The organism is Rhodococcus sp. ACS1, assembly GCF_002300155.1.
Classification (GTDB): domain Bacteria; phylum Actinomycetota; class Actinomycetes; order Mycobacteriales; family Mycobacteriaceae; genus Rhodococcus_F; species Rhodococcus_F koreensis.
The window spans coordinates 796,551-820,415 of sequence record NZ_NSDZ01000005.1 but is presented as its reverse complement, the minus strand read 5'-3'; the positions used below and the strand labels follow the sequence as shown (position 1 = coordinate 820,415).

Annotated in this window: 21 protein-coding genes and 1 pseudogene; 17 read left to right on the top strand and 5 right to left on the bottom strand. The window is 67.6% G+C overall.

The genetic code is table 11. The features are described 5' to 3' along the window. Positions 1-31 precede the first annotated feature (31 nt). Complete coding sequence (locus tag CJ179_RS24530) at positions 32-844, bottom strand: HAD family hydrolase (RefSeq protein ID WP_072939011.1); 813 nt, start codon at positions 842-844, stop codon at positions 32-34. Between the two features lie 66 nt (positions 845-910). Here CJ179_RS24530 and CJ179_RS24525 point away from each other — a divergent pair, with 66 nt between their 5' ends. Then, positions 911-1,792, top strand: coding sequence for an aldo/keto reductase (locus tag CJ179_RS24525; protein WP_072939013.1), 882 nt, complete (start codon positions 911-913; stop codon positions 1,790-1,792). Between the two features lie 66 nt (positions 1,793-1,858). Here CJ179_RS24525 and CJ179_RS24520 read toward each other — a convergent pair whose 3' ends face one another. Beyond that, complete coding sequence (locus tag CJ179_RS24520; RefSeq protein WP_095863164.1) at positions 1,859-3,034, bottom strand: cytochrome P450; 1,176 nt, start codon at positions 3,032-3,034, stop codon at positions 1,859-1,861. Positions 3,035-3,175: 141 nt separating this feature from the next. Here CJ179_RS24520 and CJ179_RS24515 point away from each other — a divergent pair, with 141 nt between their 5' ends. The 3 genes and pseudogenes from CJ179_RS24515 to CJ179_RS24505 form a co-directional block, all read left to right on the top strand. Further along, positions 3,176-4,027 (top strand): SDR family oxidoreductase, encoded by an 852-nt coding sequence (locus CJ179_RS24515; RefSeq protein WP_095863163.1) that lies wholly within the window; start codon positions 3,176-3,178, stop codon positions 4,025-4,027. Further along, the gene (locus tag CJ179_RS24510) at positions 4,024-4,752 is read left to right on the top strand and encodes an acetoacetate decarboxylase family protein (RefSeq protein ID WP_095863162.1); all 729 of its coding nucleotides are present in this window, start codon (positions 4,024-4,026) and stop codon (positions 4,750-4,752) included. The genes CJ179_RS24515 and CJ179_RS24510 overlap by 4 nt, the downstream gene beginning before the upstream one ends. Positions 4,753-4,948: 196 nt before the next feature. After that, positions 4,949-5,404, top strand: a pseudogene (locus CJ179_RS24505) (neutral/alkaline non-lysosomal ceramidase C-terminal domain-containing protein); the annotation flags it as partial. A 38-nt stretch (positions 5,405-5,442) separates the two neighbouring features. Here CJ179_RS24505 and CJ179_RS24500 read toward each other — a convergent pair. After that, positions 5,443-6,330, bottom strand: coding sequence for a LysR family transcriptional regulator (locus tag CJ179_RS24500; protein WP_095863161.1), 888 nt, complete (start codon positions 6,328-6,330; stop codon positions 5,443-5,445). A gap of 110 nt (positions 6,331-6,440) precedes the next feature. Here CJ179_RS24500 and CJ179_RS24495 point away from each other — a divergent pair, with 110 nt between their 5' ends. Beyond that, positions 6,441-7,922 carry an aldehyde dehydrogenase gene (locus tag CJ179_RS24495; RefSeq protein ID WP_095863160.1) on the top strand — a complete coding sequence of 494 codons (1,482 nt, stop codon included), beginning with the start codon at positions 6,441-6,443 and terminating at the stop codon, positions 7,920-7,922. Between the two features lie 70 nt (positions 7,923-7,992). Beyond that, complete coding sequence (locus CJ179_RS24490; RefSeq protein WP_257015750.1) at positions 7,993-9,636, top strand: hypothetical protein; 1,644 nt, start codon at positions 7,993-7,995, stop codon at positions 9,634-9,636. Positions 9,637-9,773: 137 nt separating this feature from the next. Here the strand turns inward: CJ179_RS24490 and CJ179_RS24485 are convergent, their stop codons facing one another. After that, positions 9,774-10,916, bottom strand: a complete 1,143-nt coding sequence (locus tag CJ179_RS24485) for an RNA-guided endonuclease TnpB family protein (RefSeq protein ID WP_095863159.1) — start codon at positions 10,914-10,916, stop codon at positions 9,774-9,776. Positions 10,917-11,002: 86 nt separating this feature from the next. Here CJ179_RS24485 and CJ179_RS24480 point away from each other — a divergent pair, with 86 nt between their 5' ends. The 6 genes from CJ179_RS24480 (at position 11,003) to CJ179_RS24455 (ending at position 16,207) form a co-directional block, all read left to right on the top strand. Then, positions 11,003-11,959, top strand: coding sequence for a membrane dipeptidase (locus tag CJ179_RS24480; protein WP_095863158.1), 957 nt, complete (start codon positions 11,003-11,005; stop codon positions 11,957-11,959). Continuing rightward, positions 11,956-12,690 (top strand): hypothetical protein, encoded by a 735-nt coding sequence (locus CJ179_RS24475; protein WP_095863157.1) that lies wholly within the window; start codon positions 11,956-11,958, stop codon positions 12,688-12,690. Before CJ179_RS24480 ends, CJ179_RS24475 begins: the two co-directional genes overlap by 4 nt. Then, the gene (locus CJ179_RS24470) at positions 12,687-13,076 is read left to right on the top strand and encodes a RidA family protein (protein ID WP_143548917.1); all 390 of its coding nucleotides are present in this window, start codon (positions 12,687-12,689) and stop codon (positions 13,074-13,076) included. The genes CJ179_RS24475 and CJ179_RS24470 overlap by 4 nt, the downstream gene beginning before the upstream one ends. 126 nt (positions 13,077-13,202) lie before the next feature. Continuing rightward, positions 13,203-14,543 (top strand): MFS transporter, encoded by a 1,341-nt coding sequence (locus tag CJ179_RS24465; RefSeq protein WP_095863156.1) that lies wholly within the window; start codon positions 13,203-13,205, stop codon positions 14,541-14,543. Positions 14,544-14,756: 213 nt separating this feature from the next. Next, entirely contained in the window at positions 14,757-15,575 is an 819-nt protein-coding gene (locus CJ179_RS24460; protein ID WP_095863155.1) for an amino acid-binding protein, read from the top strand. Positions 15,576-15,715: 140 nt separating this feature from the next. After that, positions 15,716-16,207: a helicase associated domain-containing protein gene (locus CJ179_RS24455; RefSeq protein ID WP_072939043.1), complete on the top strand. Its 492-nt coding sequence runs from the start codon at positions 15,716-15,718 to the stop codon at positions 16,205-16,207. Positions 16,208-16,334: 127 nt separating this feature from the next. Here CJ179_RS24455 and CJ179_RS24450 read toward each other — a convergent pair whose 3' ends face one another. Further along, positions 16,335-18,047, bottom strand: a complete 1,713-nt coding sequence (locus tag CJ179_RS24450) for a CdaR family transcriptional regulator (RefSeq protein WP_095863604.1) — start codon at positions 18,045-18,047, stop codon at positions 16,335-16,337. Positions 18,048-18,210: 163 nt separating this feature from the next. On the opposite strand from CJ179_RS24450, the gene pruA reads away from it, so the two are divergent. The 5 genes from pruA (at position 18,211) to CJ179_RS24425 (ending at position 23,863) form a co-directional block, all read left to right on the top strand. After that, positions 18,211-19,848, top strand: a complete 1,638-nt coding sequence (pruA, locus tag CJ179_RS24445; RefSeq protein ID WP_095863154.1) for an L-glutamate gamma-semialdehyde dehydrogenase — start codon at positions 18,211-18,213, stop codon at positions 19,846-19,848. Further along, complete coding sequence (locus CJ179_RS24440; protein WP_095863153.1) at positions 19,848-20,813, top strand: proline dehydrogenase family protein; 966 nt, start codon at positions 19,848-19,850, stop codon at positions 20,811-20,813. Before pruA ends, CJ179_RS24440 begins: the two co-directional genes overlap by 1 nt. Before the next feature lie 154 nt (positions 20,814-20,967). Continuing rightward, complete coding sequence (locus tag CJ179_RS24435) at positions 20,968-22,017, top strand: ABC transporter substrate-binding protein (protein WP_095863603.1); 1,050 nt, start codon at positions 20,968-20,970, stop codon at positions 22,015-22,017. 56 nt (positions 22,018-22,073) lie between these two features. Then, positions 22,074-23,081 carry an iron ABC transporter permease gene (locus tag CJ179_RS24430; RefSeq protein WP_095863152.1) on the top strand — a complete coding sequence of 336 codons (1,008 nt, stop codon included), beginning with the start codon at positions 22,074-22,076 and terminating at the stop codon, positions 23,079-23,081. Next, entirely contained in the window at positions 23,078-23,863 is a 786-nt protein-coding gene (locus tag CJ179_RS24425; protein ID WP_095863151.1) for an ABC transporter ATP-binding protein, read from the top strand. Before CJ179_RS24430 ends, CJ179_RS24425 begins: the two co-directional genes overlap by 4 nt. Positions 23,864-23,865 lie beyond the last annotated feature (2 nt).

Below are 23,865 nucleotides of genomic sequence, written 5' to 3'. Positions count from 1 at the left end.
TGGTTCACGAGTCTCTGCACTCGTCAACCACTCACGGGCGCAGCCCCTCCAGGTAGCTGGCGACCCCGTCCTCGTCGTTGCTGGGCAGGACGTGGTCGGCGAGGGCGAGAACTTCGGGCAGCGCGTTGGACGGGCACAGCGCCGTGCCCGCCCATGTCAGCATCGGGACGTCGTTGATGGCGTCCCCGGCGACGGCGACCTCGTCCGTCGAGATCCCGTCGACGGCGCACAGTTCGGCGAGCGCACTCGCCTTGGACACACCGGACGCCGCCATCTCGACGTACGGCGCACCGGAGTGCGTCAGTTCGACGCCGTCGACGCCGGCGGCCACCGCCGCGCGGTACAGGTCCGCGCTGGGAACCTCGGGGTGCCGGGCGACGATCTTCACCATCGGCTCGTCGATATCGGGCAGCAGTTCCGACAGCATCATCTCGTGCGGATGCCGGTGGTGGTCGGCGAACTCGCACAGTGCCGCGTACGCCGGTTCGGCGACGAAGCGCGTCGGGCCGATGTTCGCGAATACGACACCGGGCATCAGCGTCCGCACCCGGTCCATTGCCGCGGCGGCCGACGCCATCGCGATGGTCGTCGTCGCCGTGATCACCGGGGTGCCGTCGGCCAGGTCGAGGACGACCGCACCGTTCGCGCAGATCGCCTTGCCGCGGAATCCGCACGACTGCGCGAGTTCGTGCACCGAATGCCGGGCGCGGGCCGTGGCCCACACCACCTCGACCCCCGACCGTCGGGCATCCTCCATCGCCTGCGCGGTGCGCGGGGAGATCGTGCGGTCCGATCGCAGCAGGGTGCCGTCGAGGTCCGTCGCCAATAGCCGAATTCGGGTCACCTCCGCATGATGCCAGGCGGCGCATGTACCCCTCACGACCCCATCGCAGTCGATAGCCTGGACAGCATGAGTCCTCGAGTACCCAGCATCGTGCTGAATTCCGGAACCATCGTCCCCCAGCTCGGCTTGGGGGTCTGGCAGGCCGACAACGACGAGACCGAACACGCCGTCGGGTTCGCCCTGGACGAGGCGGGCTACCGGCACATCGACACGGCCGCCGCGTACGGCAACGAGGAGGGGGTCGGCCGCGGCATCGCGAACTCGGGAGTCCCGCGCGAGGACATCTTCCTCACCACCAAGTTGTGGAACTCGGACCAGGGCTACGAGCCAGCGCTGAAAGCGTTCGACGCCAGCCTCGGACGTCTCGGTGTCGACTACGTCGACCTGTACCTGATCCATTGGCCGCTGCAGGACGACGACCGCATCCTCCGCACGTGGGACGCGCTGGAGAAGATCGCCGAGTCCGGGCGCGCGAAGGCGATCGGTGTGTGCAATTTCGAACCGCGCCACCTGCAGTTGCTGATCGACCGGGGCGGCGTCGTCCCGGCGGTCGACCAGGTGGAGTTGCACCCGCATCTGGCCCAGCAGGAGATCCGGACGTACGCGGTCGAGCACGGCATCGCCGTCGAATCGTGGAGCCCGCTCGGCGGCACCAGCAACTCGGGGTGGGGCGACGACTCGAAGCCGAACGTCCTGCTCACCGATCCGATCATCACGCGCATCGGCGACCGGCACAGTAAGAGCCCTGCCCAGGTGCTGATCCGCTGGCATCTGCAGAGCGGGCTGATCGTCATCCCCAAGTCGGTCCACGAGTCGCGGATCCGCGAGAACATCGACGTGTTCGATTTCGAACTCAGCGAGCAGGACCTCAGCGAGATCGAGACGATGGACGACGGCGCCCGCGTCGGAGCCCACCCGGACGAGTTGAACATCGGCGCCCCGGAATAGGCGCTTCGCGCCCGTGCGCGGTTAGCGAGTCCAGAGACTCCTCAACCACGCACGGGCGCGAAGCGCCTACAGCTTGACCGGCATCTCCTCGAGCCCGGACACGAAGTTGGCAGGACGACGCCGCAGCGGGGTGTCGTCGACGAGCATCATGTCGGGTAGCCGCGACAGCAGTTGCTCGAACATGATCTTCGCTTCGAGCCGGGCGAGTTGGTTGCCGAGGCAAAAGTGGGTGCCGAAGCCGAATGCGACGTGCGGGTTCGGGGACCGTCCGATGTCGAACACGTCGGGGTTGTGGAATACCGCCTCGTCGAAGTTGGCGGATTCGAACAGCAGCATCATCTTCTCGCCCTCGCGGAGGGCGGTTCCGAAGAAGTCGACGTCGCGGGTGACGGTGCGGCACATGTTCTTGATCGGCGACGACCAGCGCAGCATCTCCTCGACCGCCGTCGGGATGCCGTCGGGGTCGTTCACGAGACGCGCCTGCTGTTCGGGGTGGCGCAGCAGTTGTTCCATGCCGCCGCTGAGGACGTGCCGGGTGGTCTCGTCGCCGCCGATGAGGATCAGCAGGGTTTCGCCGACGATGTCCGCGTCGCTCAGCCGGTGCCCGTCGATCTCGCTGTGCACGAGGATGCTGGTGAGGTCGTCCGTCGGGTTCTGCCGCCGTTCCTCGATGGTGCGGAGCGTGAATTCGTTGAACGCGAGGTAGGCGTTGGCCTGTGCCTGCAGTCCTTCCGGGGTGGCGTTGCTGCCGAGCGCATTCATCAGGTCGTCGGACCACTGCAGGAACAGGTCGCGTTCCTGGGGGCGCACGCCGAGCATGTCGCCGACGACGGCCATGGGCAGCGGCGCCGCCAGATCGCGCACGAAGTCCACTTCCTCCTTGCCGCACGCGGCGTCGATGAGGTGGTCGCAGATCTCGCGGATCCGGCCGACCTTCGCCTCCACCTGTTTGCGGGTGAAGCCGGCGTTGACGAGTCGGCGATGCTGCAGGTGCTGGGGGTCGTCCATGTCGATCATCTGGGGCAGCGGGCCCACCCCGGGCCGGATTCCGCCCGCGTTCGAGAACAACTCCGGATCGCGTTCGGCGGCCAGGACGGCCTCGTACGACGCGGCGCCGAGAATGCCGCCTGTCCGGTACACCGGTTCGTGGGCGCGCATCCAGGCGTATGCCTGCCGGGGGTCGCCGAGTTCGCCCGAGTAGAACCGTCCGTCGATGAGATCGAATTCCGGCCTGTCCGTCATCGAGACGCTCCTCCGCATTGAATCCCGCCGTTCGTGCCCCGATAATAGAACGTGTTCCTACTATGACGCAGAGGTATAGCGGCAGTTTTCACAGATCCACGGCTCGAGAATTGACACGAGTTCTATTACCTGGAGGTGTGCGTGGTTACCAACGACGGCAGCAGCGGGCTCGCGAAGACGTCCGTGCTCGTCACCGGCGGCGGCAGTGGCATCGGACTGGGCATCGCCACCGCACTGGCCGCCGAGGGCGTCCACGTCACGATCTGCGGTCGGAACGAGGAGAAGCTGGCACGCGCGGCGGAGCAGATCAGCGCCGACAACCCGACGGGGACGGTCGACGCGGTGACCGCCGACGTCACGAACGAGGACGACGTCGTCCGCGCGGTCACGAAGGCGAGCGAGCGCACCGGGCAACTCGACGGCGTCGTCACCTGCGCGGGCGGCAACGAGACGGTGGGGCCCGTGACCCAACTCGACGTCGACGCCTGGCGCAGAACCGTCGATCTCAATGTCACCGGCACGATGCTGACGATCAAGCATTCCGCCCGGGCACTGGTCGCCGGGGGCGGCGGTTCCATCGTCACCATCTCCTCGATCGCGAGCAGCAACACCCACCGCTGGTTCGGCGCGTACGGCCCGTCGAAGGCGGGCGTCGACAACCTGACGCGACTCGCCGCCGACGAACTCGGGGCCAGCAACGTCCGCGTCAACTGCATCCGCCCCGGACTCACCCGCACCGACCTCGTCGCGCTCATCACCGACGGCGGACCCGTCCTGGACGACTACCTGGCCAACACCCCGATCTCGCGGGTCGGCGAGGTCACCGACATCGCCGCGCTCGCCAAGTTCCTCCTCGGCCCCGACTCCACCTGGATCACGGGTCAGATCATCAACGTCGACGGCGGGCAGATGCTGCGGCGCGGCCCCGACTTCGGGTCGATGTTCGAGCCCATGTTCGGCGCCGACGGCCTGCGCGGGGTGGTCGCGCCGTGACGTCGCATCAGGTTCTGGGCAAGCAGGTCGACATGCCCGTGGAGATCCGGGCGGCGTCGGCGTTCACGGCGATGTATTCGGTGTCGACCGCCGCGGCCCAGTCGCTGATCGACTACACCGGACTGGAGATCCTGCAGTTCCGGCCCGGGCGCGGCGTGTGCGTCCTGGTGTTCGTCGACTACGTGGACGGCGACCTCGGCCCGTACAACGAATTCGGGGTGTCGTTCCTCGTCCGCGACCACCGGGCCGCCGGGACCTCGGTCCCGCAGGATCTGAAGGCGCTGGCCCGGGGCCGGGCCGGGGCGCTGATCCACCACTTGCCGGTCGACGGCGACTTCACCCTGGCCGCCGGCCGCGGCATTTGGGGCTTCCCGAAGGTCCTCGCCCATTTCGACGTCGACCACTCCGGCTCCGTCAAACGTGGGTCGGTGAGCCAGGGCGGTCGGCTGATCGCCCAGTTGAGTGTCAAACAGGGAATTCCGGTGCCGGGTTCGGGCGCGAGTGCGTCGCTCGCCGCCTATTCGCACCTCGACGGACTCACCCGGTTCACCACCTGGGACATGAGCCCGACCGGCGTCCGCTCCCGGCCGGGAGGCGCGGAACTGAAACTGGGCAGCCATCCGATCGCCGACGAACTGCGGTCGCTGGGACTTCCGAAGCGGGCGCTCCTCACGTCGTCGATTCCCGAACTGAAGATGACGTTCGGGGACGCGCAGCCCGCCTGACCCGCAGGTGAGTGGCAAAGTGTGCCCCGGCACGCTTTGTCACTCACGTGGGGTTGCCGCCGAAAGGACGACCGGTAGTGCAGATCACACGACGCAGCGTGCTCGTGGGCGCGGCCCTGACTCCGGCGAATTCCTGGTCGGCGTCGGCATTTCCGACGCCACCGGGCCGGTCGCCGACGTCGGGATGATGGGCTACTCCGGCAGCGACGTCCCGCGCGGCCCGGCACCTCGCGACCTGTCGCAGTTCCAGCCGTATTTCGGTCCCGGCATCGACCACGACGAGCCACCCGCCGGCCGCGCCTTCGGCGACATACTCACCCAGCCGGCCGCGAAAATAGCTCCGGGCCAACAGGTCACCGTCGAGTTCGTCACCGGACACCCGCGCAACAACCCGCGCCGTGGGGGAACGTTCTTCGAGATCCAGCGCCTGAGCGGAGACCACTGGCTCCGGCACGCCGACGACGGCGACTGGTCGACCAAGTACCACTGGACACGCACCGAGCCCCACCGGTCGGTCGCGCGCATCACGTGGGACGTTCCGCCCGGAACGCCCGCAGGCCGATACCGGGTGCAGCACTGCGGCGACAGCCGGAACGCGGCGGGAGCGGTCACCTCGTTCACCGGGACGTCGAACGACTTCGACGTCGAGTAGCCGCCCCGACGACCCCGGACGCCCGACTGTCCTGGACGCTAGGACAGGTCGAGCGCGGTCGCCACGTCGAGGAAGTGCCGGATCGCCGGGATCTGTTGCCGGTCGGCGCGATACGCGACCGACACCGTCGATACCGCCTGCGCGTCGGAGAGTGCGACGTACCGCAGGTCCGGGAGGTGCAGGGCCCGGAGGCTGGCCGGAACGATGGTGACTCCGGTGTTCGCCGCCACCAACCCGAGGAGGGTGGGAAACTGGACGGCCTCCTGCGCGGCCTCCAGCCGGAAGCCCGCGTGATGGCACAGGGCGGCGATGTGGTCGTACAGTCGTGACACCTGGCCGCGCGGAAACGTGAGGAACCGTTCGTCGCGCAATTCCACGAGCCGCACCGACTCCCGGGCGGCGAAGGGATGCGACGAGTGCATCGCCACCAGCAGAGGCTCGCGGGTCAGCGGCCGGACCACGATGCCGTCCGCGCGGTCGACTTCGCGGACCAGCCCGATGTCGAGGATGCCGTCCGCGATCGCCGACAGCTGGCGGTCGGTCGTCGACTCGGACAACTCCACCTGAACTCCGGGCCACTCCTTCTGCAGGGCCAGCATGGTCGCGGGGACGATCCGCAGCGCCGCGGAACTGACGAAACCGATGCGGAGCAGCCCCACCTCCCCGTGCGCGACCTGTTCCACCGCGGCGAGCGCGTGATCGGCTTCCGCGAGGACACGCCTGCCCTCGTCCAGGAGTACCCGACCCGCGTCGGTGAGCTCGACGCGTCGCGTCGTCCGCTCGAACAGGGTGGTGCGCAGTTCTTTCTCGAACTTGCTGATCTGCTGACTGAGCGCGGGCTGCGCGATGTGCAGGCGTTCCGCGGCGCGCCTGAAGTTCATCTCCTCGGCCACCGTGACGAAGTATCGAAGCTGCCGCAGTTCCACCCGATTGATACTTGCAACTTATCAGTCGGTTGACAATAGGTACTTCTGCACGGTGGTCGCCGGGCCTAGCGTTGAGGGCACCGAATTACCAGCCCTTCGAGGAGTCAGCAGTGGAGCACCATCTCACCGCACCAGACACGGACACCCGTCTCCGCCACCTGATCGGCGGCGAGTGGGTGGACGGCGACGGTCCGGTCGCAGCGACGACAAACCCGGCCGACGAGACGGTCGTCGCGGAATACCATCCGGCCGACAGCCGGCTCCTCGACGCGGCGGTGGCTGCCGCGGTGTCGGCACGCCGCGAGTGGGACGACCGCGGAATCATCGCACGCGGACTCGTCCTCCGCCGGGCGGCCGAGATCCTCGCCGAGCGTGCCGACGCGATCGCGGAACTCATGACCCGGGAGCAGGGAAAGACGCTCCCCGAATCGCGGGCCGAGGTGGGAGCCGCCGTCGAGACCCTGCACTACCACGCGGCGCAGGCGCGCAACGCCGACGGCGCCACGTTCCCCTCCTCGCATCCCGACGAGGTGATCCGCACGGTCCGCCGACCGCTCGGCGTGGTCGCCGCGATCACCCCGTGGAACTTCCCGCTGCAGATTCCGGCGTGGAAGCTGGCGCCGGCGCTGCTGTGGGGCAACACGGTGGTCTGGAAACCGGCCAGCGACACGGTCGCGGTCGCGGCAGCCTTCGCCGAAGTCCTTGCCGCAGCGGGTGTTCCGGCCGGAGTCGTCAACATGATCCTGGGCCCGGGGACGATCGGCGCCGAACTGGTGGCGCGGGAGGAGATCTCGGGAGTCACCTTCACCGGATCGGTTCCGGTGGGCAGGTCGATCCAGGCCGCCGCGGTTCCGCGCGGCGCGAAGGTTCAGATGGAACTCGGCGGGCACAACGCGGCAATCGTGCTCCCCGACGTCGATCCGAGGGAAGCAGCGGCGGTCCTGATCGCCGGGGCGATGGGTAGCAGTGGCCAGAAATGCACGGCGACGCGGAGGATCATCGCCGTCGGCGACGCCTATGACGACCTCGTGTCCGAACTCGTCGCACGGGTCGAGCAATTGGTCGTCGGCGACGGGCTTGCCCCGGAGTCGCAGATCGGTCCGCTCGTCTCCGCCCGCGCGGCAAAGGAAGTGACGGCCGCGATCGACCAGGCGCTGTCCGAGGGCGCGGAACTGCTGGGGTCTGCACCACTCCCCACGTCGGGTGCGGCCTTCGTGGCCCCGACGCTGCTCGCCGGCACGCCGGCGCTGACCATCAGCCGGGACGAGGTGTTCGGTCCCGTCACCCTCGTCTTGCGTGCGTGCGACCTCGACGAGGCCATCGACCTCGCGAACGCGACGTCGTTCGGTCTCACCGCCGCGGTCTTCACGTGCGACGAGCGGGCCGTCCGCCGCTGCATCCGGGACCTCGACGCCGGCCTGATCAAGGTCAACGCACCCAACACCGGGTCCGAACTGCATGCTCCCTTCGGCGGACTCAAGGATTCGTCGTTCCCGGCGCCCCGTGAGCAGAATGCCGCGACGAGCGCCGAGTTCTTCACCTGGAGCAAGATCGCCTACTCCCGCACCGGAACACCGAGGAGCGAGGCATGAGACCGACCGAACTGCTGCGGCGGACGCAGACATCCGCCCGGTCACCGAACAGGTTCTGGACCCGGCCGACATGGGAGCCGCCCGCTACACCCGGCACAGCTTCGCCCGGTCCTTCCTCAGAACCGCGGCCGCCGAGAACTGGCGGGTCGAACGCGAGCGGTGGGACGTCGACGCCGACGGCCGCGGCGAGGTCGTGTACCGCGTCGGGATCGGCGCGCGGGAGGTGAGATTCGTCGTGTTCTCGACGACCCTCGCCGAGCGCGACCGAACCGACCGCGTCATCGCCAAGGCCTGGGACGTCACCGCAGCCCTGATCGAGGGGCCGCTCACCGAGAGTCGTTCGAGCGCACTGCGAATGCAGGTGCCGCGTCAGGAAGAAGGCCGGGCGGACGACGGCACCCTCATCTGGACCCGGGCGAATCGCAGCGCACGGTTCTTCGACTACGTCGCCGATCGCCTGTCCGCGGGCGGTCAACCGGACATAAAGACGATGGGCGACGCCGCCTACATCCTGCGGAGCACCGCGTTCTACAGCAACGGGAAGTTCGGGCTGGCAGATTTCGATCGGCTCGGTGCCGACCATCCCCTGCGACAGCCGTACCGGGCACACATGCTGACCGCCTGGTTGCTGCGTGAGTTCAGCTACGACCTGGTCGAGCACTGTGCCCGGGCCCGGAACCCGCGGGCGGCGCGGCTGTCCGGAGACTGGCGACGCTACCTCGGGCTCGGCAATGCGACCGGTCTCGGCATGGTGCCGTACGTCGTCAATCATCCGCAGGTGCTCGACGCCTGGTGCGCCACCCGCGAACTGCCTCTCGCGCATGCGCTGGCGCAGACGACCGCACCCGGCGGCCCGCGCATCCACCGCGCCCGTGACCTGCTCGACCGTGCCACGCTCTACTTCGGCGAGCGAGCAGACATGTCGACCGCGCCCTTTGTCACCTGCGGCGAGCTTGCCTCCCAACTCGCCGTGCTCCGGGACCTGCTGTCCGAGTACATCGGGTCGGGGACCGTCGGCGGGACGCCGACCGACCACGCCTGGCGGGCGCTGCACGACCGGGCCGCGTCGATCGGCGCGGAGGCCCGCGGAGTGATGGACTCCGTGATCGTCGAGGTCCATCCGGAACTCGACACCGAGGTCGATGAATTGCTGTGCTGCGATCAGCGGCTGGCCGTCGAACCGGCGCAGACCTGCGCCGAACTCCGCGCCGTCCTCCGGGACCGTTACGCGTGGGTGCAGCGGTTCGACTTCGACGATCCCGACGAGCAGGCCCATTTCTGGTTCTCGTCCGAGTACAAGGAGGAGCCGCGCCGGGGACGCCGCGGTGTCGATCCGGGCGAGCACGTCGAGCATCCGATCGATGTCGCCCGATCCGTGACCGCCCTGGAACGCGATCTGGCGTCCGCCCGCGACGAGACCACGGTCGCCGCGTTTCTCGTCGAACATCCGCGGCACCGCGGCATCGTCGCCCGCGTGCAGACGCTCACCGGCGTCCCGTACGCGGAGGCCCACGACAACCTGCTCGCCCGGAACTTCCTGCCCCTGAATCTGCAGCGCTTCCAGCTGGCGATGTACGGGATGGACAACTACATGCCGCAATCGACCGACTGGCTCCGGGTGACCCTCTACTCGGGAGCCCCACGGGCCGAAGACGTCGCCGCCGGGGTGGACGACGACTGGATCTTCACCCGCAAGCCGCGAAAGGACGCCTAGTGCACACGCTCACACACTCCGACCTGCTGGTGGTGGACGGACTCCAGTTGACCTCCTCTCGGCAGTGAACGACCGAGATTCCCCTCGGAACTCACGTCCCGAGGTTCCTGTTTCACCGACAGTCGCCACCCCACACGTTATGTGCGAGGCGGTCTCACACCGTCTCCGCAGGCTGCCACCGCCAGTCCGACGGCCAAAATATTCCTCGCAGCATTCACATCCCGATCATGGACGACGCCGCACCGGCACGCCCACACCCGCACATCCAGCGGCATCGCCCCGGCGACCTCCCCACACACCGAGCAGGTCTTCGACGACGGACAGAACCGATCGACCGCCACCACCCGCCGCCCGTACCACTCGGCCTTGTACTCGAGCATCGACCGGAACTCCGACCACCCCGCATCCGAGATCGCCCGCGACAACGACCGAATCTTCACCATGTTCCGCACACTCAGATCCTCGATGGCGATCACTTGATTTTCGCGCACCAGCCGAGTGGAAAGTTTGTGCAGATAATCGCGACGCCGATCAGCGATCCGACCATGAATCTTCGCGACCTTCAGTCGAGCCTTGACCCGATTACGCGATCCCTTCTCCTTCTTGGCCAGCACCCGCTGCGCCTTCACCAACCGCGCACGGTCCGCGCGCTCATGGCGCGGGTTGGTGATCTTCTCCCCCGTCGAGAGCGTGTAGAGGCTGGTGATCCCGGCATCGAGCCCGACCACCCGATCGGACGGCTCGAGTTCGGTGATCGTGTCTTCGACGAGGATCGAGATGTGGTACTGACCGCGGGCATTGCGCGACACCGTCACCTGCGACGGCACAGCCCCCTCCGGCAGTGGCCTCGACCACCGAATATCCAGGGGTTCGGCCTGCTTGGCCAACCGGACCTGCCCACCCCGGTAGGTGAAGCAGTTCGAGTAGTAGGTCGCCGAATCCTTCGACTGGCCCTTCCTCTTGAACTGCGGGTAGCGGGTCTGCTTGCGCCAGAACTTCTCGAACGCGCCCTGCAACTGCCGCAGCGATTCCTGCAGCGGCCCCTTCGACGGCTCCGCCAACCACGCGGTCTCGGTGTCCCGCTTCCATCCGGTGAGCATCTTCGAGGTGTCCGCGTAGGTGACCCGCCGTTGCTCCTGCGACCAGGCACGCGTCCGCTCGGCCAACGCCCGGTTGTAGACATACCGGGTGCACCCGAACGTCCGAGCAAGCTGTTCCGCCTGCACCGCAGACGGATAGAAACGAAACTTGAACGCCCGCTTCACCACCCTCCCCGCCATGCCCCAGACACTAGCCACACGGTCCGACAAAGTCGGATCGGCTACCCCGGCCCTGAAGGACCGGGTTTGCGCCGAAAGACTCACGGATCAACAACTGGGACCGGAAAGTCCTCGAAGAACTACGCGCCGGTGGGGTCACCGGCGTGAATGCCACCTGCGCGGTGTGGGACGGTCCGGCCGACACGCTCGGCGCCGTCGCACAGTGGTATCAGCTCGCCGCCGAGAACGACGACATCGTCACCCTCGCGGAAACCTCCGACGACATTCGCAACGCGAAGCGGGACAACCGGATCGCCGTGCTGCTCGGGTTCCAGAATTCCTCCCCGTTCGGGGACGACTATCGCATGGTGGAGATCTTCCACCGGCTGGGGGTGCGCGTCGCGCAGCTCACCTACAACATTCAGAACCTGGCGGGCGGCGCCTGCTACGACGAGCACGATTCTGGACTCACCGCGTTCGGACGCATCATGATTGCGGAGATGAATCGGGTCGGCATGCTCGTCGACCTCTCCCACGTCGGGAACCGCACCTGCCTGGACGCGATCGACGCATCGCGCACGCCCGTCGCGATCACCCATTCGAACCCGACCTGGTTCGTCGACAGTCCCCGCAACAAACCGGACGAGGTCATCGACGCGCTGGCCGCACGCGGCGGTGTGATCGGCTGCTGCCTCTACCCGAACGTCCTGGGTGGGGAAGCCACGTCCAGCGCTGATTTCGCGGTCATGGTCGCGCGGCTCGTCGACCAGATCGGTCCCGACCACGTCGCGATCGGTAGTGACTGCACCCGCAACTGGTCGGAGGACTACGTCGCGTGGTTGCGGAACGGTCGCTGGCGACCGCCCAGCCAGAATCCGGTCGAACCCGAGTGGCCGATGTGGCCGAACTGGTTCTCGGGCCCGGCGGACTTCCCGGTTCTCACCGAGTGCCTGCAGAAGGTCGGCCTCGACGACGCGACCATCGCGAAGATCCTCGGCGAGAACTGGCTGCGGATCTTCGACGACGTCTTCCCCGGACTGCCCGAATCACAGGAACGCCGATGACCGACATGCTCACCCACACCCTCGAAGACGACACCGCTCTCACGCCGGGAAACCGAATCAGGCTGGCGGTACGAGAGGTTCGCGAGACGGCGTTCCGCGCCCTCTACGCCGCAGGCGTCAGCGCGGGCGAGGCCGGTGGCGCGGCCGACGTCGTGACGGCGATGCAACTCCACGCCCGCAACGGCATCGACACGCTCCTGGCGACGATCGCCGAACTCGACTCACCGGCCGGGCCCGCCGACGTCACGCTGACGAGAGGCCCGGAAGTCGACATCGTCGAGCGGTCACCGCGGAGCGCCCTGCTCACGGGTCCGCCGGCGGTCGATCTGGCCCTGTCGCAGTCTCGTCCGGTTCTCCTGCCCCGGATCGTCGATCACGAGGCCGTCGCCTGGTACGCCCTGCACGCCGTCTCCCGGTCCGGTGCCACGTTGCGCCTGATCACGCTCGACGACGGTGGGCACCCGGCCGGCGCGACCGTCGTGACGGAGGCGGGCGACATGTACCGCGACGCCGCCGCCGCGGCGCTCACCACCGGCGTACCGGCCATCGCGGGAACGCTCCTCCAGACCGCACCGCCCGCTGCACACCTGTCCCGTCCCGTCCACACCGCCGCCGAACGGGAGACGCGTTACCGCCACGCCGTCTCCTACGGCGTGTTCGTCGACGCCGCGACGTGGTCGCGCGCCTACGAACTCGGCAGGCGATTCCTCGTCCCGGAGGCACATTCGTGACCGATCAGCGTGAACTCGTCCCACATCCCGCGGGCACCGAGCGACCGTACGCGCGGGCGGCGGTGTTCGCCGGCACCATCTGGGCCTGCGGGCAGATCCCCACCACCGCGGACGGACGGACCCCGACCGCGATCGGCGACCAGGTCCGGGTCGCGCTCGACAATCTGGAGGCCACCCTCCACGCTGCGGGCGGTGGCCTGCACACCCTTCTGAAGGCCACGGTGTACCTGGCCGACCTGTCGGAATTCGACGAATACAACACCGCGTACCTGGCCCGGCTGGACGGCATTCCCCTGCCGCCGCGGACGACTGTCGAGGTTGCTCGGTTCCGCGGCGACAAGCGAATCGAGATCGACGGGATCGCGGCCGTCGACCCGGCGAATTGATAAGCACAGAGCATGAATTGGTAGGAGATTGGTAATTCCGCGCCGCGAATTCTCTTCCTACTGTGGCAGCAACCACATCACGTGGGGACACACCCTCAAGCCCACACCCCCGATGGGATTCCTCAGATGAACCTCGACACCACCGTCTCCGCCCGATCGGGCGTCACACTGGACAGCGCCAGACTCAACGGCTTTCACGCCAAGCTCGCCCTCTTCTCCTCGGGCGGCCCCTTCCTCGACGGCTACATCCTCAGCATCATCGGCATCGCGATGGTGCAGATCCAGGCACAGTGGGACATGAGCGCACTGTGGGCCGGCCTCATCGGATCCTCCGCGCTCATCGGGGTGTTCCTCGGTGGGGCCGTGTTCGGTGCGGTGACCGATCGGATCGGCCGGAAGTTGATGTACACCATCGACCTGATCGTGATCATCGTCTGTTCGGTGTTGCAGTTCTTCGCCGCGGACGAGATGCAGTTGTTCATACTGCGCTTGATCATCGGCATCGCGGTCGGCGCCGACTATCCGATCGCCACCGCGCTGGTGACGGAATTCGCGCCGAAGGCGTGGCGCGCCAAACTCGTCGGCGGCCTCAACGCCATGTGGTTCGTCGGTGCAACGGCAGCCGCGTTCGTCGGATACCTGCTGCTCAGCAACCCCGACGGATGGAAGTGGATGTTGCTCTCCTCCGCGGTTCCCGCCACCCTGATCGTCGTCGCACGCACGAGCATCCCCGAGTCTCCCCGGTGGCTGCTGAGCAAGGGGCGGTCCGACGAGGCACTCGCCGTGCTGCGAAAGACGATCGGGACGGATGCCACGCTGGACGACCTGCCCGACGAGGAGGGAAGCACGTCCATCCGCGGATTGATGCGCGGCGGATACCTGAAGCGCGTCGTGTTCATCTCGATCTTCTGGACGTGCACGATCGTGACGCTGTTCGCCATCTACGCTTTCGGCCCGCAGATCCTCGAACTCTTCAACCTCGGTTCCGGAAATCTCGCCCACATCGGATACGGCCTCATCAACCTGTTCTTCCTGATCGGCAATGTCGTCGCACTGCTCCTCGTCGATCGACTGGGGCGACGGCCGATCCTGATCTGGGGTTTCGTGCTCTCCGGTCTCGGACTGCTGTTCCTCGCGATCAAGCCGGACGCGGGCCTGTGGGTGATCGCATTCGCGTTCGCGATCTATGCGCTCTTCAACGGCGGACCCTCCATCCTCGAATGGATCTACCCCAACGAACTGTTCCCCACCGAGGTGCGGGCCACCGCCGTCGGCCTGTGCACGGGAATCAGCCGGATCGGTGCGGCGATCGGCACGTTCGCCACCCCGTGGGCGCTGTCCAACCTCGGACTCTCCGCAACGATGTACATCGCCGCGGGCATCGCCGGAGTGGGCGCACTCGTCAGCTTCCTCATGGCCCCGGAGACTCGGGGAACGGACCTGAGCGACGCGGCGTCACTGCGCTGAGTTCTCCCCGAACACGCCGCTGCTGCCGGGCGCCAGTCCCCGGCGGCAGCGGCGCTTCCATGTCCCCGCTCACACCGGCCGCGCGGTGTTTTCCGCACCACATGTCTGCCGCGCCACATGTCCGCTGCACGCCAACGTATTTCACGATCGACCGTCACATCACCGACCGTGCGAGGAAACCGCTTCGCAATACGGCGGGTCGACAGTGGGGGCATGAACGATCCCGTGAGAGAACCCGGAGTTCACGTCAACGCGTGCGAGGCGTGCGGCCGGCTTCCGCATCCCCGCCGCGTCCGGCTGGCGCTGGCGAAGCTGTGCGCCGTGTTTCCCGTCGAGCTGTTACTCCACGCCTTGGTCATTCATTTCCACGTCTCCTATCTGATCACCGTCGCGGTTCTCACCGTCACCACCACCGTGTTGGTCATCTGGGTGGTCGAGCCGTCGGCGATGCGGCTCCTCGGCGGGTGGCTGCACGGTCCCGCGGACGGTAAGCACGGCCACCTCGTGACCGGACAGTCGCTCTGGCGCATCCGTGTCCGGGTGAGCGATCGCCCGGGGCAGCTGGAATCGCTGGCCCGCAACCTCGCGGAGCTGGACGCCAACATCCTGACCGTGCACGTCCATCACCTGGACGGCGGTTCACTCGACGAATTGATCGTCGGGGCGTGCCGGGACACGTCGCCCGAGGCGCTGTCGAATGCCGTTCGCGCAGGCGGCGGTCACGATGTCGGCATCTGGCCGGCATCGGCGCTCGCCCTGATCGACGGCCAGACCAAGGCGTTGACGTTGGCGTCGCGGGTGGTGGCCGATCCGTCCGAACTTCCCCTGTCGATCGCGGAACTCCTCGGGGCCCAATACGTCGATACGCGCGTGAGCGACGTTCCCACCACGGCAGCGAGTGTCGAGATCCCGTCGGGTGATGAGCTGCTCATCTTCGTGCGGTCGGCGGACGAGCCGTTCACGCCGGCCGAGATCGCCCGGGCCCGGCGCCTCGGCGAGCTGGCGCAGAAGACACGGGAGATGGCGGTGTAACGCCCGCAAGGACGGTCATTCGCACACAATTGCACCCCAACACGAGCCGACTTCCGTGACAGATCGTCAATGTGTTTGACATACTTGAACTAATGACTACCCGGACAATGTTTCACGGCTCTCACAAGGATGCGATCTCGATGCGAGATAACCAGTCCGCAGCCTCCGCCTTGCAACTCTACTGCGCCTTTCGACACCAGCATCCGCGCAGCGTGATGCCCTCCGACTACGTCACCGACTGCGGTTTCCGACTCGGACGTTGGCAGGATCGCCAGCGCGTGGCCCGCATGCTGGGCACCCTGCCGCCCCAACGCATCCAGCAACTCGACGCGATCGGCTTCCTGTGGAGCGATGACGCCGTCCCGCTCCCGGCCGTGTCACCGGCCGACAGCAAGCGGCGACGAATGCTCACCGCCATCGCCGCCTACCGCGAAGAGCACGGCAACGCACTCGTTCCTGCGAACTACGTCACCGCCGACGGAGAACAGGTGGGCCAGTGGCTCTATCGAGCGGTGAAGAAGTGGCGGGCCGACGCGCTGCCGGACGAAGAGCGTCGCCCGCTCGTCGTGCTCGGTGTCTCCCCCGGTCCGCGCCCACGAGGGCCGCGGACCTCGGCTTCGCACGTCGGATAGGCATTCCGCCGTTCGAAATGGACGGAGGACCCCCCCGGGACAGTCACGGACCAGTCATGCTGTTTCCGTCGAATGGCAGGTTCACCCTTGGGTACTTGCAGTACTTGTCTCACGGTTCCGAACCCGTTCAGGTGGCGGGCTTCTCCCGATCGCGGCGTCGGCGCAGGGTGAGTTGCAACTCGAGGAGCAGGCGATCGGAGGCGTCCTGGAGATCCACCCCGACGATTTCCTCGACGCGGCGGATCCGGTACCGCAGGGTGTTCGGATGCACCTGCACGGCCGCCGCGGCGCTGCGGACGTCGCCGTAATGCGCGAGGTAGCTTTCAGCACTCTCGCTCAGGTTCGACGCGTGTGTGGTGTCGTACTCGAACAGGGCATCCAATCGTGGATCGTGAAGTTCGGGGTGCTGATCGACGAGGTCCAGGATCTCGCCGAGCAGCACCGCGGTGCGCGATTCGGCGAGGGTGGTCACCCGCCCCTCCGGGAAGGTGGCGGCGGTGCCGTCGAGGACCCGGTCGACCTCGGTCCGCGCGCCGGCGACGTGCCCGAGATCCATGACCGGGACGGCGATCGCCGCCCGGAGGACGATCGACCGTTTCGTTTCGAACTGGTCGACGAGTTGCCGGGTCCAAGCGGAGACGGTGTTCGCCGATTTGTAGCGCGGCAACAGCACATACGCGCGGTCGCCGATGATGGTGGCCACCGAGTCGCGGCTGAAGGAACTGGCGTGCAGGCGCAGCATGCTGCCCGATTCCGCGAAGTCGCCGATCGGCGCTGCCGTGTCCGTGGCGGTCGGAGCGAACCCGACGACGGCGGCCGGGCCGGTCACCGGCAGATTCAGGGCACTGGCCACCGACGGGACGTCCACCCCTCCCCCGCGCGCACCGAACAGCCGTTGGATCAGCAACGCCTCCGTGGACGGGGCGTTGAGGGTGCGTGAGATGATCCGTGCGGCAATCGCCGACGCACCCCGCAGCACGTCGGCCGCGTCCGGCGTCAGTGGTGCGTCGCCCTGCTGCACCCAGATCGAGCCGAGCTGCCGGGACACACTCGCCCCTTCGGTGGTTTCCCGGATGCTGACCACCAGCCGCCGCTTGGTACCGAGCTTCGGGTGTGCCGGGACGTCGATGACCTCGTCGCTCTTGCGAAGCCGGTCGAACACGCCCCATTTCCGCAGCACGCGCAGATAGTCCCGCGGTCCCTCGCGGCCGAGGATCGACAGCATCCGCAGCTCGTCCGCCGACTCGTCGGACGACGAATACGCCAGCACGCGCGACTGCGCGTCCTCGATCGACACCATCCCGCCGGAGTTCTGGGCCACGATCTGGGCGAGTCCGAACAGGTCGGTGTCGGTGGCCAGCAGTTCCTGGTCTCCCAGACCGGCCTGCAGCCGACGGGAACGGTCCAGCATGCGCTGCACCAGGGGAAACACATGGTCCCACCGGGCCCTCGGGTGCACGGCCACCAGCGCGACACCGGCGCGGCGAGCCGCGGCCTGAAGTGCGCGCGGGTCGACTGCCGTTTTCGACATCACTGCGCGCGGTCGCTGTCCCGGTGGCCGCTGCGCAACGCGATCGAACCAGCGCACCGCCTCGGCCTTGCCGACCCCGACGTGCAACAGCAGGTCCGGCAGCGGAGATTGCGATTCGATCTCGGCGGCCAGATCGGTGCCGTCGACCAGGGCGACCGATTCGAGGACGACGTCGTCACCGGCGGGAGCCTCGACCAGTTCGACGACCGCGGTGTCGAGAGCACTGAGAAGCTCACGCAGAGTGATGATCTCGACCTCGTCCGGTGCCTTCTCCGGGATCGGAGATACGGGTCGATCGCGGCGGCTCATGGTGATGTCTCCAGTTCGGAAATCGAAAAGCAGCTTGGCCAAGCGTACAACTCAGTGAACCATAATTTGTTCGGCTGACTCATCAACCAGCGGCTTTTCCGGTGTTCACTGTGACTAGTTCGTTGCGGCGGTCCACTCGCCGCCACATCTCGTAGGAGGTTTCATGGACGCCGTCACCACCACCCCGCAGCCGGTCAACGAGCCGGTCGGCAGTTTCACGCCGGGCAGCCCCGAGCGTGCCCGACTGCAGGCCAAGCTCGCCGAACTCGGATCGAACCCCACCGAGATCCACCACGTGATCGGCGGGCAGCACCGACGCGGCAACGGCCCGACGATCGACGTGGTGCAGCCGCACCGGCACGCCGCGGTGCTGGGCACCTTCACCAACGCCGGCGCCCGGGACATCCAGGACGCCGTCACCGCCGCTGCCGCCGCCGCCCCGGTATGGCGAGCCCTCTCCTTCGAGGACCGCGCCGCGGTGTTCCTGCGCGCCGCCGACCTGCTGTCCGGTCCGTGGCGCGAAACACTCTCCGCCGCAACCATGCTCGGCCAGTCCAAGACCGCGTACCAGGCCGAGATCGACACCCCCTGCGAGCTGATCGACTTCTGGCGGTTCAACGTCCACTTCGCCCGGCAGATCCTCGCCGACCAACCCATCTCCTCCCCCGGCGTGTGGAACAAGGTCGAATACCGCCCCCTCGAGGGCTTCGTCTACGCCATCACCCCGTTCAACTTCACCGCCATCGCCGGCAACCTGCCCACCGCCCCCGCACTGATGGGCAACACGGTGATCTGGAAGCCCTCCGAGACACAGGCCGTCGCCGCGTACTGGACGATGAAACTCCTCGAGGCCGCCGGCCTGCCGCCCGGCGTGATCAACCTCGTCAACGGCCCCGGCGCCGCCGTCTCCGACGTCGTCCTCGCGGACCGTCGCCTGGCCGGGATCCACTTCACCGGCTCCACCGCCACGTTCCAGCACCTGTGGCGTCAGGTCGGCACCAACATCGCCCACTACGACTCCTACCCGCGCCTGGTCGGCGAAACCGGCGGCAAGGATTTCGTCCTCGCCCACAGCTCCGCCGACCCGGACACCCTCACCACCGCCCTGATCCGCGGCGCCTTCGACTACCAGGGCCAGAAGTGCTCCGCCGCCTCCCGCGCGTTCGTCCCGAAATCGGTGTGGGCGAAAATGGGCAACGACTTCATCGACAAGGCGTCGACGCTGACATACGGCGACGTCACCGACTTCTCGAACTTCGGCGGCGCCGTCATCGACAAGCGGGCCTTCGACCGCAACGCCGACGCCCTCACCCGCGCCAAGGCCACCCCCAGCCTGACCATCGCCGCAGGCGGACACGCCGACGACTCCGTCGGCTACTTCGTCGACCCCACCGTGCTGCTCGGTGACGACCCCACCGACGACGCGTTCCGCACCGAATACTTCGGGCCGATCCTGGCGGTACACGTCTACGACGACTCGGCCGCCGGATCCTTCGACACCGTGCTCGACCTGGTCGACAAGGGCTCGAAGTATGCGCTGACCGGCTCGATCATCGCCGACGACCGCACCGCCGTCGCGAAAGCCACCGAGGACCTGCGATTCGCGGCCGGCAACTTCTACATCAACGACAAGCCCACCGGCGCCGTCGTCGGACAGCAACCCTTCGGCGGTGCCCGGGCGTCGGGCACCAACGACAAGGCCGGCTCCCCGCAGAACCTGCTGCGCTGGGCGTCCGCCCGCACCATCAAGGAAACGTTCGTCCCCGCCACCGACCACCACTACCCCCACCAGGACATCTGATGGCCGCCTCCGATCTGCTCCGTCCGGCGCTGCTCGCCGCCGCCCGCTCCCCCCGCATGGAACGCACCATCACCAAGATCCCGGTGACCCGCAACCTCGTCGACCGGTTCGTCGCCGGCGAAACCGAGGACCAGGCCGTTGCCGCGACCACCTCGATTTTGGACTCCGGCCGCTACATCACCATCGACCATCTCGGCGAAGACACCACCGACCTCGCCCAGGCCAACAACACCGTCTCGCACTACCTCACCCTGCTGTCCTCGCTGGCGCAATTCGCACCCGCCGGTGCGCACACCGGTGAACCGCGCAACATCGAGGTCTCACTCAAGTTGTCCGCGCTCGGTCAGTTCCTGCCCCGGGACGGGCACACGGTGGCCCTGGAGAACGCACACAAGATCTGCACCGCCGCCGAGGAAGCCGGGGCATGGGTCACCGTCGACGCCGAGGACCACACCACCACCGACTCGACCCTGTCCATCGTGCGGGAACTACGTCAGGACTTCCCGTCGCTGGGCACCGTGCTGCAGGCATACCTCAAGCGCACCGAGGCCGACTGCCGGGACCTGTCCGGGCCCGGATCCCGGATCCGGCTGTGCAAGGGCGCCTACAAAGAACCGGCCTCGGTCGCGTACCAGGGCAAGGCCGCCGTCGACGACGCCTACCTGCGGTGTCTGCAGATCCTGATGAACGGCCGTGGCTACCCGATGGTCGCCTCGCACGACCCCGCCATGATCAACGCCTCACTGCAGTACGCAGAGGCGAACGGCCGCGACGTCGACGAATTCGAACTCCAGATGCTCTACGGCATCCGGGACGCCGAACAACTGCGGCTCATCGGTGAGCAGCAGCACCTGCGGGTCTACCTCCCCTACGGCGAGCAGTGGTACGGCTACTTCATGCGCCGCCTCGCCGAACGCCCCGCCAACCTGGCCTTCTTCCTGCGCTCGCTGGCCTCGACGAAGTAGGCCGAGACCACACCAGTAAATTAGGTTAGGTTTACTTCGTGATAACGTTCACGCGCTTCCTCGCGTGCACGTGCTGATCGCTCTTTTCGTTCGACAGCCGGGATCGACGCCCGAGTGGGGCGCTGATCCTGGACGAACAGAAAGCATGACGAGCGTGAGAACATCCGTGGGCCGAATCGGCCTCGTGGCCATCACTGCAGTACTGGCGAGCACCCTGGCCGCCTGTGGGCAATCCGAAACCGTCGACGACTCCGGCGCCGCGTCGACCGGCGAGGGCAGCACGAGCTACCCCCTCCTCCTCGACAACTGCGGACAGCAGGTCACCGTCGACGCCGCGCCGCAGCGGGTGGTGTCACTGGACCAGGGTTCGACCGAAATCCTGCTGTCGCTCGGCCTCGCCGACCGGCTGGTGGGCACGGCGTCATGGACGGACCCGATCCGCGAGAACCTCGCGGAGGCCAACGCGTCGGTGCCGCGGCTCGCGGACAACGCCCCGACGTACGAGGTGGTCCTGGACGCCGATCCCGACTTCGTGACGGCGTCGTTCGGCCGGCATTTCAAGCAGGGTGGCGTGGCGGAGCGCGCCCGGTTCGCCGAGACCGGAGTCGAGTCGTACCTGTCTCCCACCGATTGCGACAACGGGGTCAGCATCAACGGCGGCGGCAAGCGCACGAACCCGCTGACGATGGAAGCGCTGTACCAGGAAATCGGTGAGCTCGCCGCGGTGTTCGACGTGACCGAGCGCGGCACACAGCTGATCGACGAATTGAAAGAACGAGAAGCCGCCGCACTGGCGTCCATCGAGAAGTCGACTGTGTCGACGGCATTCTGGTTCGCCGACACCAAGAGTCCGTACGTGGCCGGCGGTCTGGGGTCCGCGAGCCTCCTCGCCCGCTCCGTCGGTGCCACCAACGTGTTCTCCGATCTCACCGACGACTGGTCGCCCGTGGGCTGGGAGATCGTGGTGGAACGGAACCCGGACGTCCTGATCCTCGGCGACCTGCTCCGCAACCGCTTCCCCGGTGACCTGCTGGCGGACAAGATCGCGTTCCTCGAATCCGATCCGGTGACGCAGAACCTCGACGCGGTGCGCAACAAGCGGTACATCGCCCTGCACGGCGCCGAGATGAACCCGTCCATCCGCGCGGTCGACGGCCTCGAGAAGGTCGCTGCCGGCCTGCGCGATCAGAAGGTCCCGTCCTGACCGCCACCCTCGACCACGCCGACACCGGTGTCCCCGCACCGGTTCGGCGGCGGTGGGTGTTCGGGACCCTGATCGCGGCCGGCGGGATCGTCGCGCTCGGACTGTCGATTCTCGTCGCAGTCACGCTCGGACCGGCGGACGTCTCACTGGTCAACGTCCGCGACGTGCTGCTCAATCACACCGGGCTGGCGGATATTCCGGTGCGGCTGTCGAAGAACGCGATCGTGTGGGAGGAGCGCCTGCCCCGGGCACTGGTCGCCGCCGCGTGCGGCGCCGGACTCGGACTCTGCGGCGTCATCATGCAGTCACTGCTGCGCAATCCCCTCGCCGATCCATTCGTGCTGGGGATCTCGTCGGGTGCGTCGACCGGCGCGGTGGTGGTGGGTGTGCTCGGGGTCGGTGGCGCCGCGCTCGGACTGTCCGGAGGCGCATTCATCGGCGCACTGGTCGCGTTCGGGCTCGTGTTGCTGCTCGCCCACATCTCCGGCGGCAACAACGACCGTGTCATCCTCGCGGGCGTCGCGAGCACCCAATTGTTCTCGGCGCTCACGTCGTTCGTCATCTTCGCGTTCGCCGATTCCGACGAGACCCGCGGCGTGATGTTCTGGCTACTCGGCTCCCTCGAGGGCGTCCGCTGGGACGACGTGACCCTGTGCGCGATCGTCGTGTTCGCCGGCACCGCCCTGTGCCTGCGCTACGCGTACGTCCTCGACGCCTTCTCCTTCGGCGACGAGGTGGCAGCGTCGCTCGGCATCGCCGTCGGCAAGGTCCGCCTCCTGCTGCTGGTGGTCACGGCGATCATCACCGCGACCCTCGTCAGCGTCGCCGGGGCGATCGGCTTCGTCGGACTCGTACTCCCCCACGCCGCACGATTCCTCGTGGGCCCCACACACAGTCGGCTGATCCCGGCGACCGCGGTGATGGGCGCCGTCTTCATGGTGTGGGTGGACGCCGTCTCCCGGGTCGCGTTCGCACCCACACCGCTGCCGGTGGGTGTCGGCACCGCCCTCGTCGGCGTTCCCGCGTTCATCGTCATCCTGTCCCGGCGAAGGAGAGCCCAGTGACACTCCACGCAAACGGCGTCACCTGGAATCGTGGGGGCGCACTGGTCGTCGACGGTGTCACCGTCACACCGGCACAGGGTGCGACGGTGGGTCTGCTCGGACCCAACGGATCCGGCAAGTCCTCGCTCCTGCGCCTGCTGAATGGCGTCGTCCGCCCCACCTCGGGTGTCGTGACCCTCGACGGCAACGACCTCACCACCGTGCGTCGCAAGGACATTGCGCGCGCCGTCGCCGTCGTGAGCCAGCACGCCGACACCGACGTCGACATCAGTGTGCGCGACGTGGTGCGACTCGGACGCATCCCGCACCGTGGAACGTTCGGCGGCAACCCGGCCGCCGACGAGGCCGCCGTCGCCGCCGCTCTCGAGCACACCGGCCTCTCGGCGAAGGCGGATCGTCTCTGGCACAGACTGTCCGGCGGCGAGAAGCAACGAGTGCAGATCGCCCGTGCCCTGGCGCAACAACCGCGCGAGCTGCTCCTCGACGAGCCGACCAATCACCTCGACATCCATCACCAGCTGGAGTTGCTCTCGCTCGTCACGCGGCTGCCGGTCACGAGCGTGATCGCCCTGCACGACCTCAATCTCGCCGCCATGTTCTGCGACACCGTCATCGTGCTGAAGGAGGGTCGCGTCGTCGCCGGCGGAACCCCCGCCGACGTGCTGACGTCGGACCTGATCGCCCAGGTGTACAACGTCCGGGCCGAGGTACTCGTCGACGAGGCCAAGGGGCGGTTGTCCATCCTGTTCGAGCCGGGTCCGGTTCCCGTTCCCGTCCACTGAGG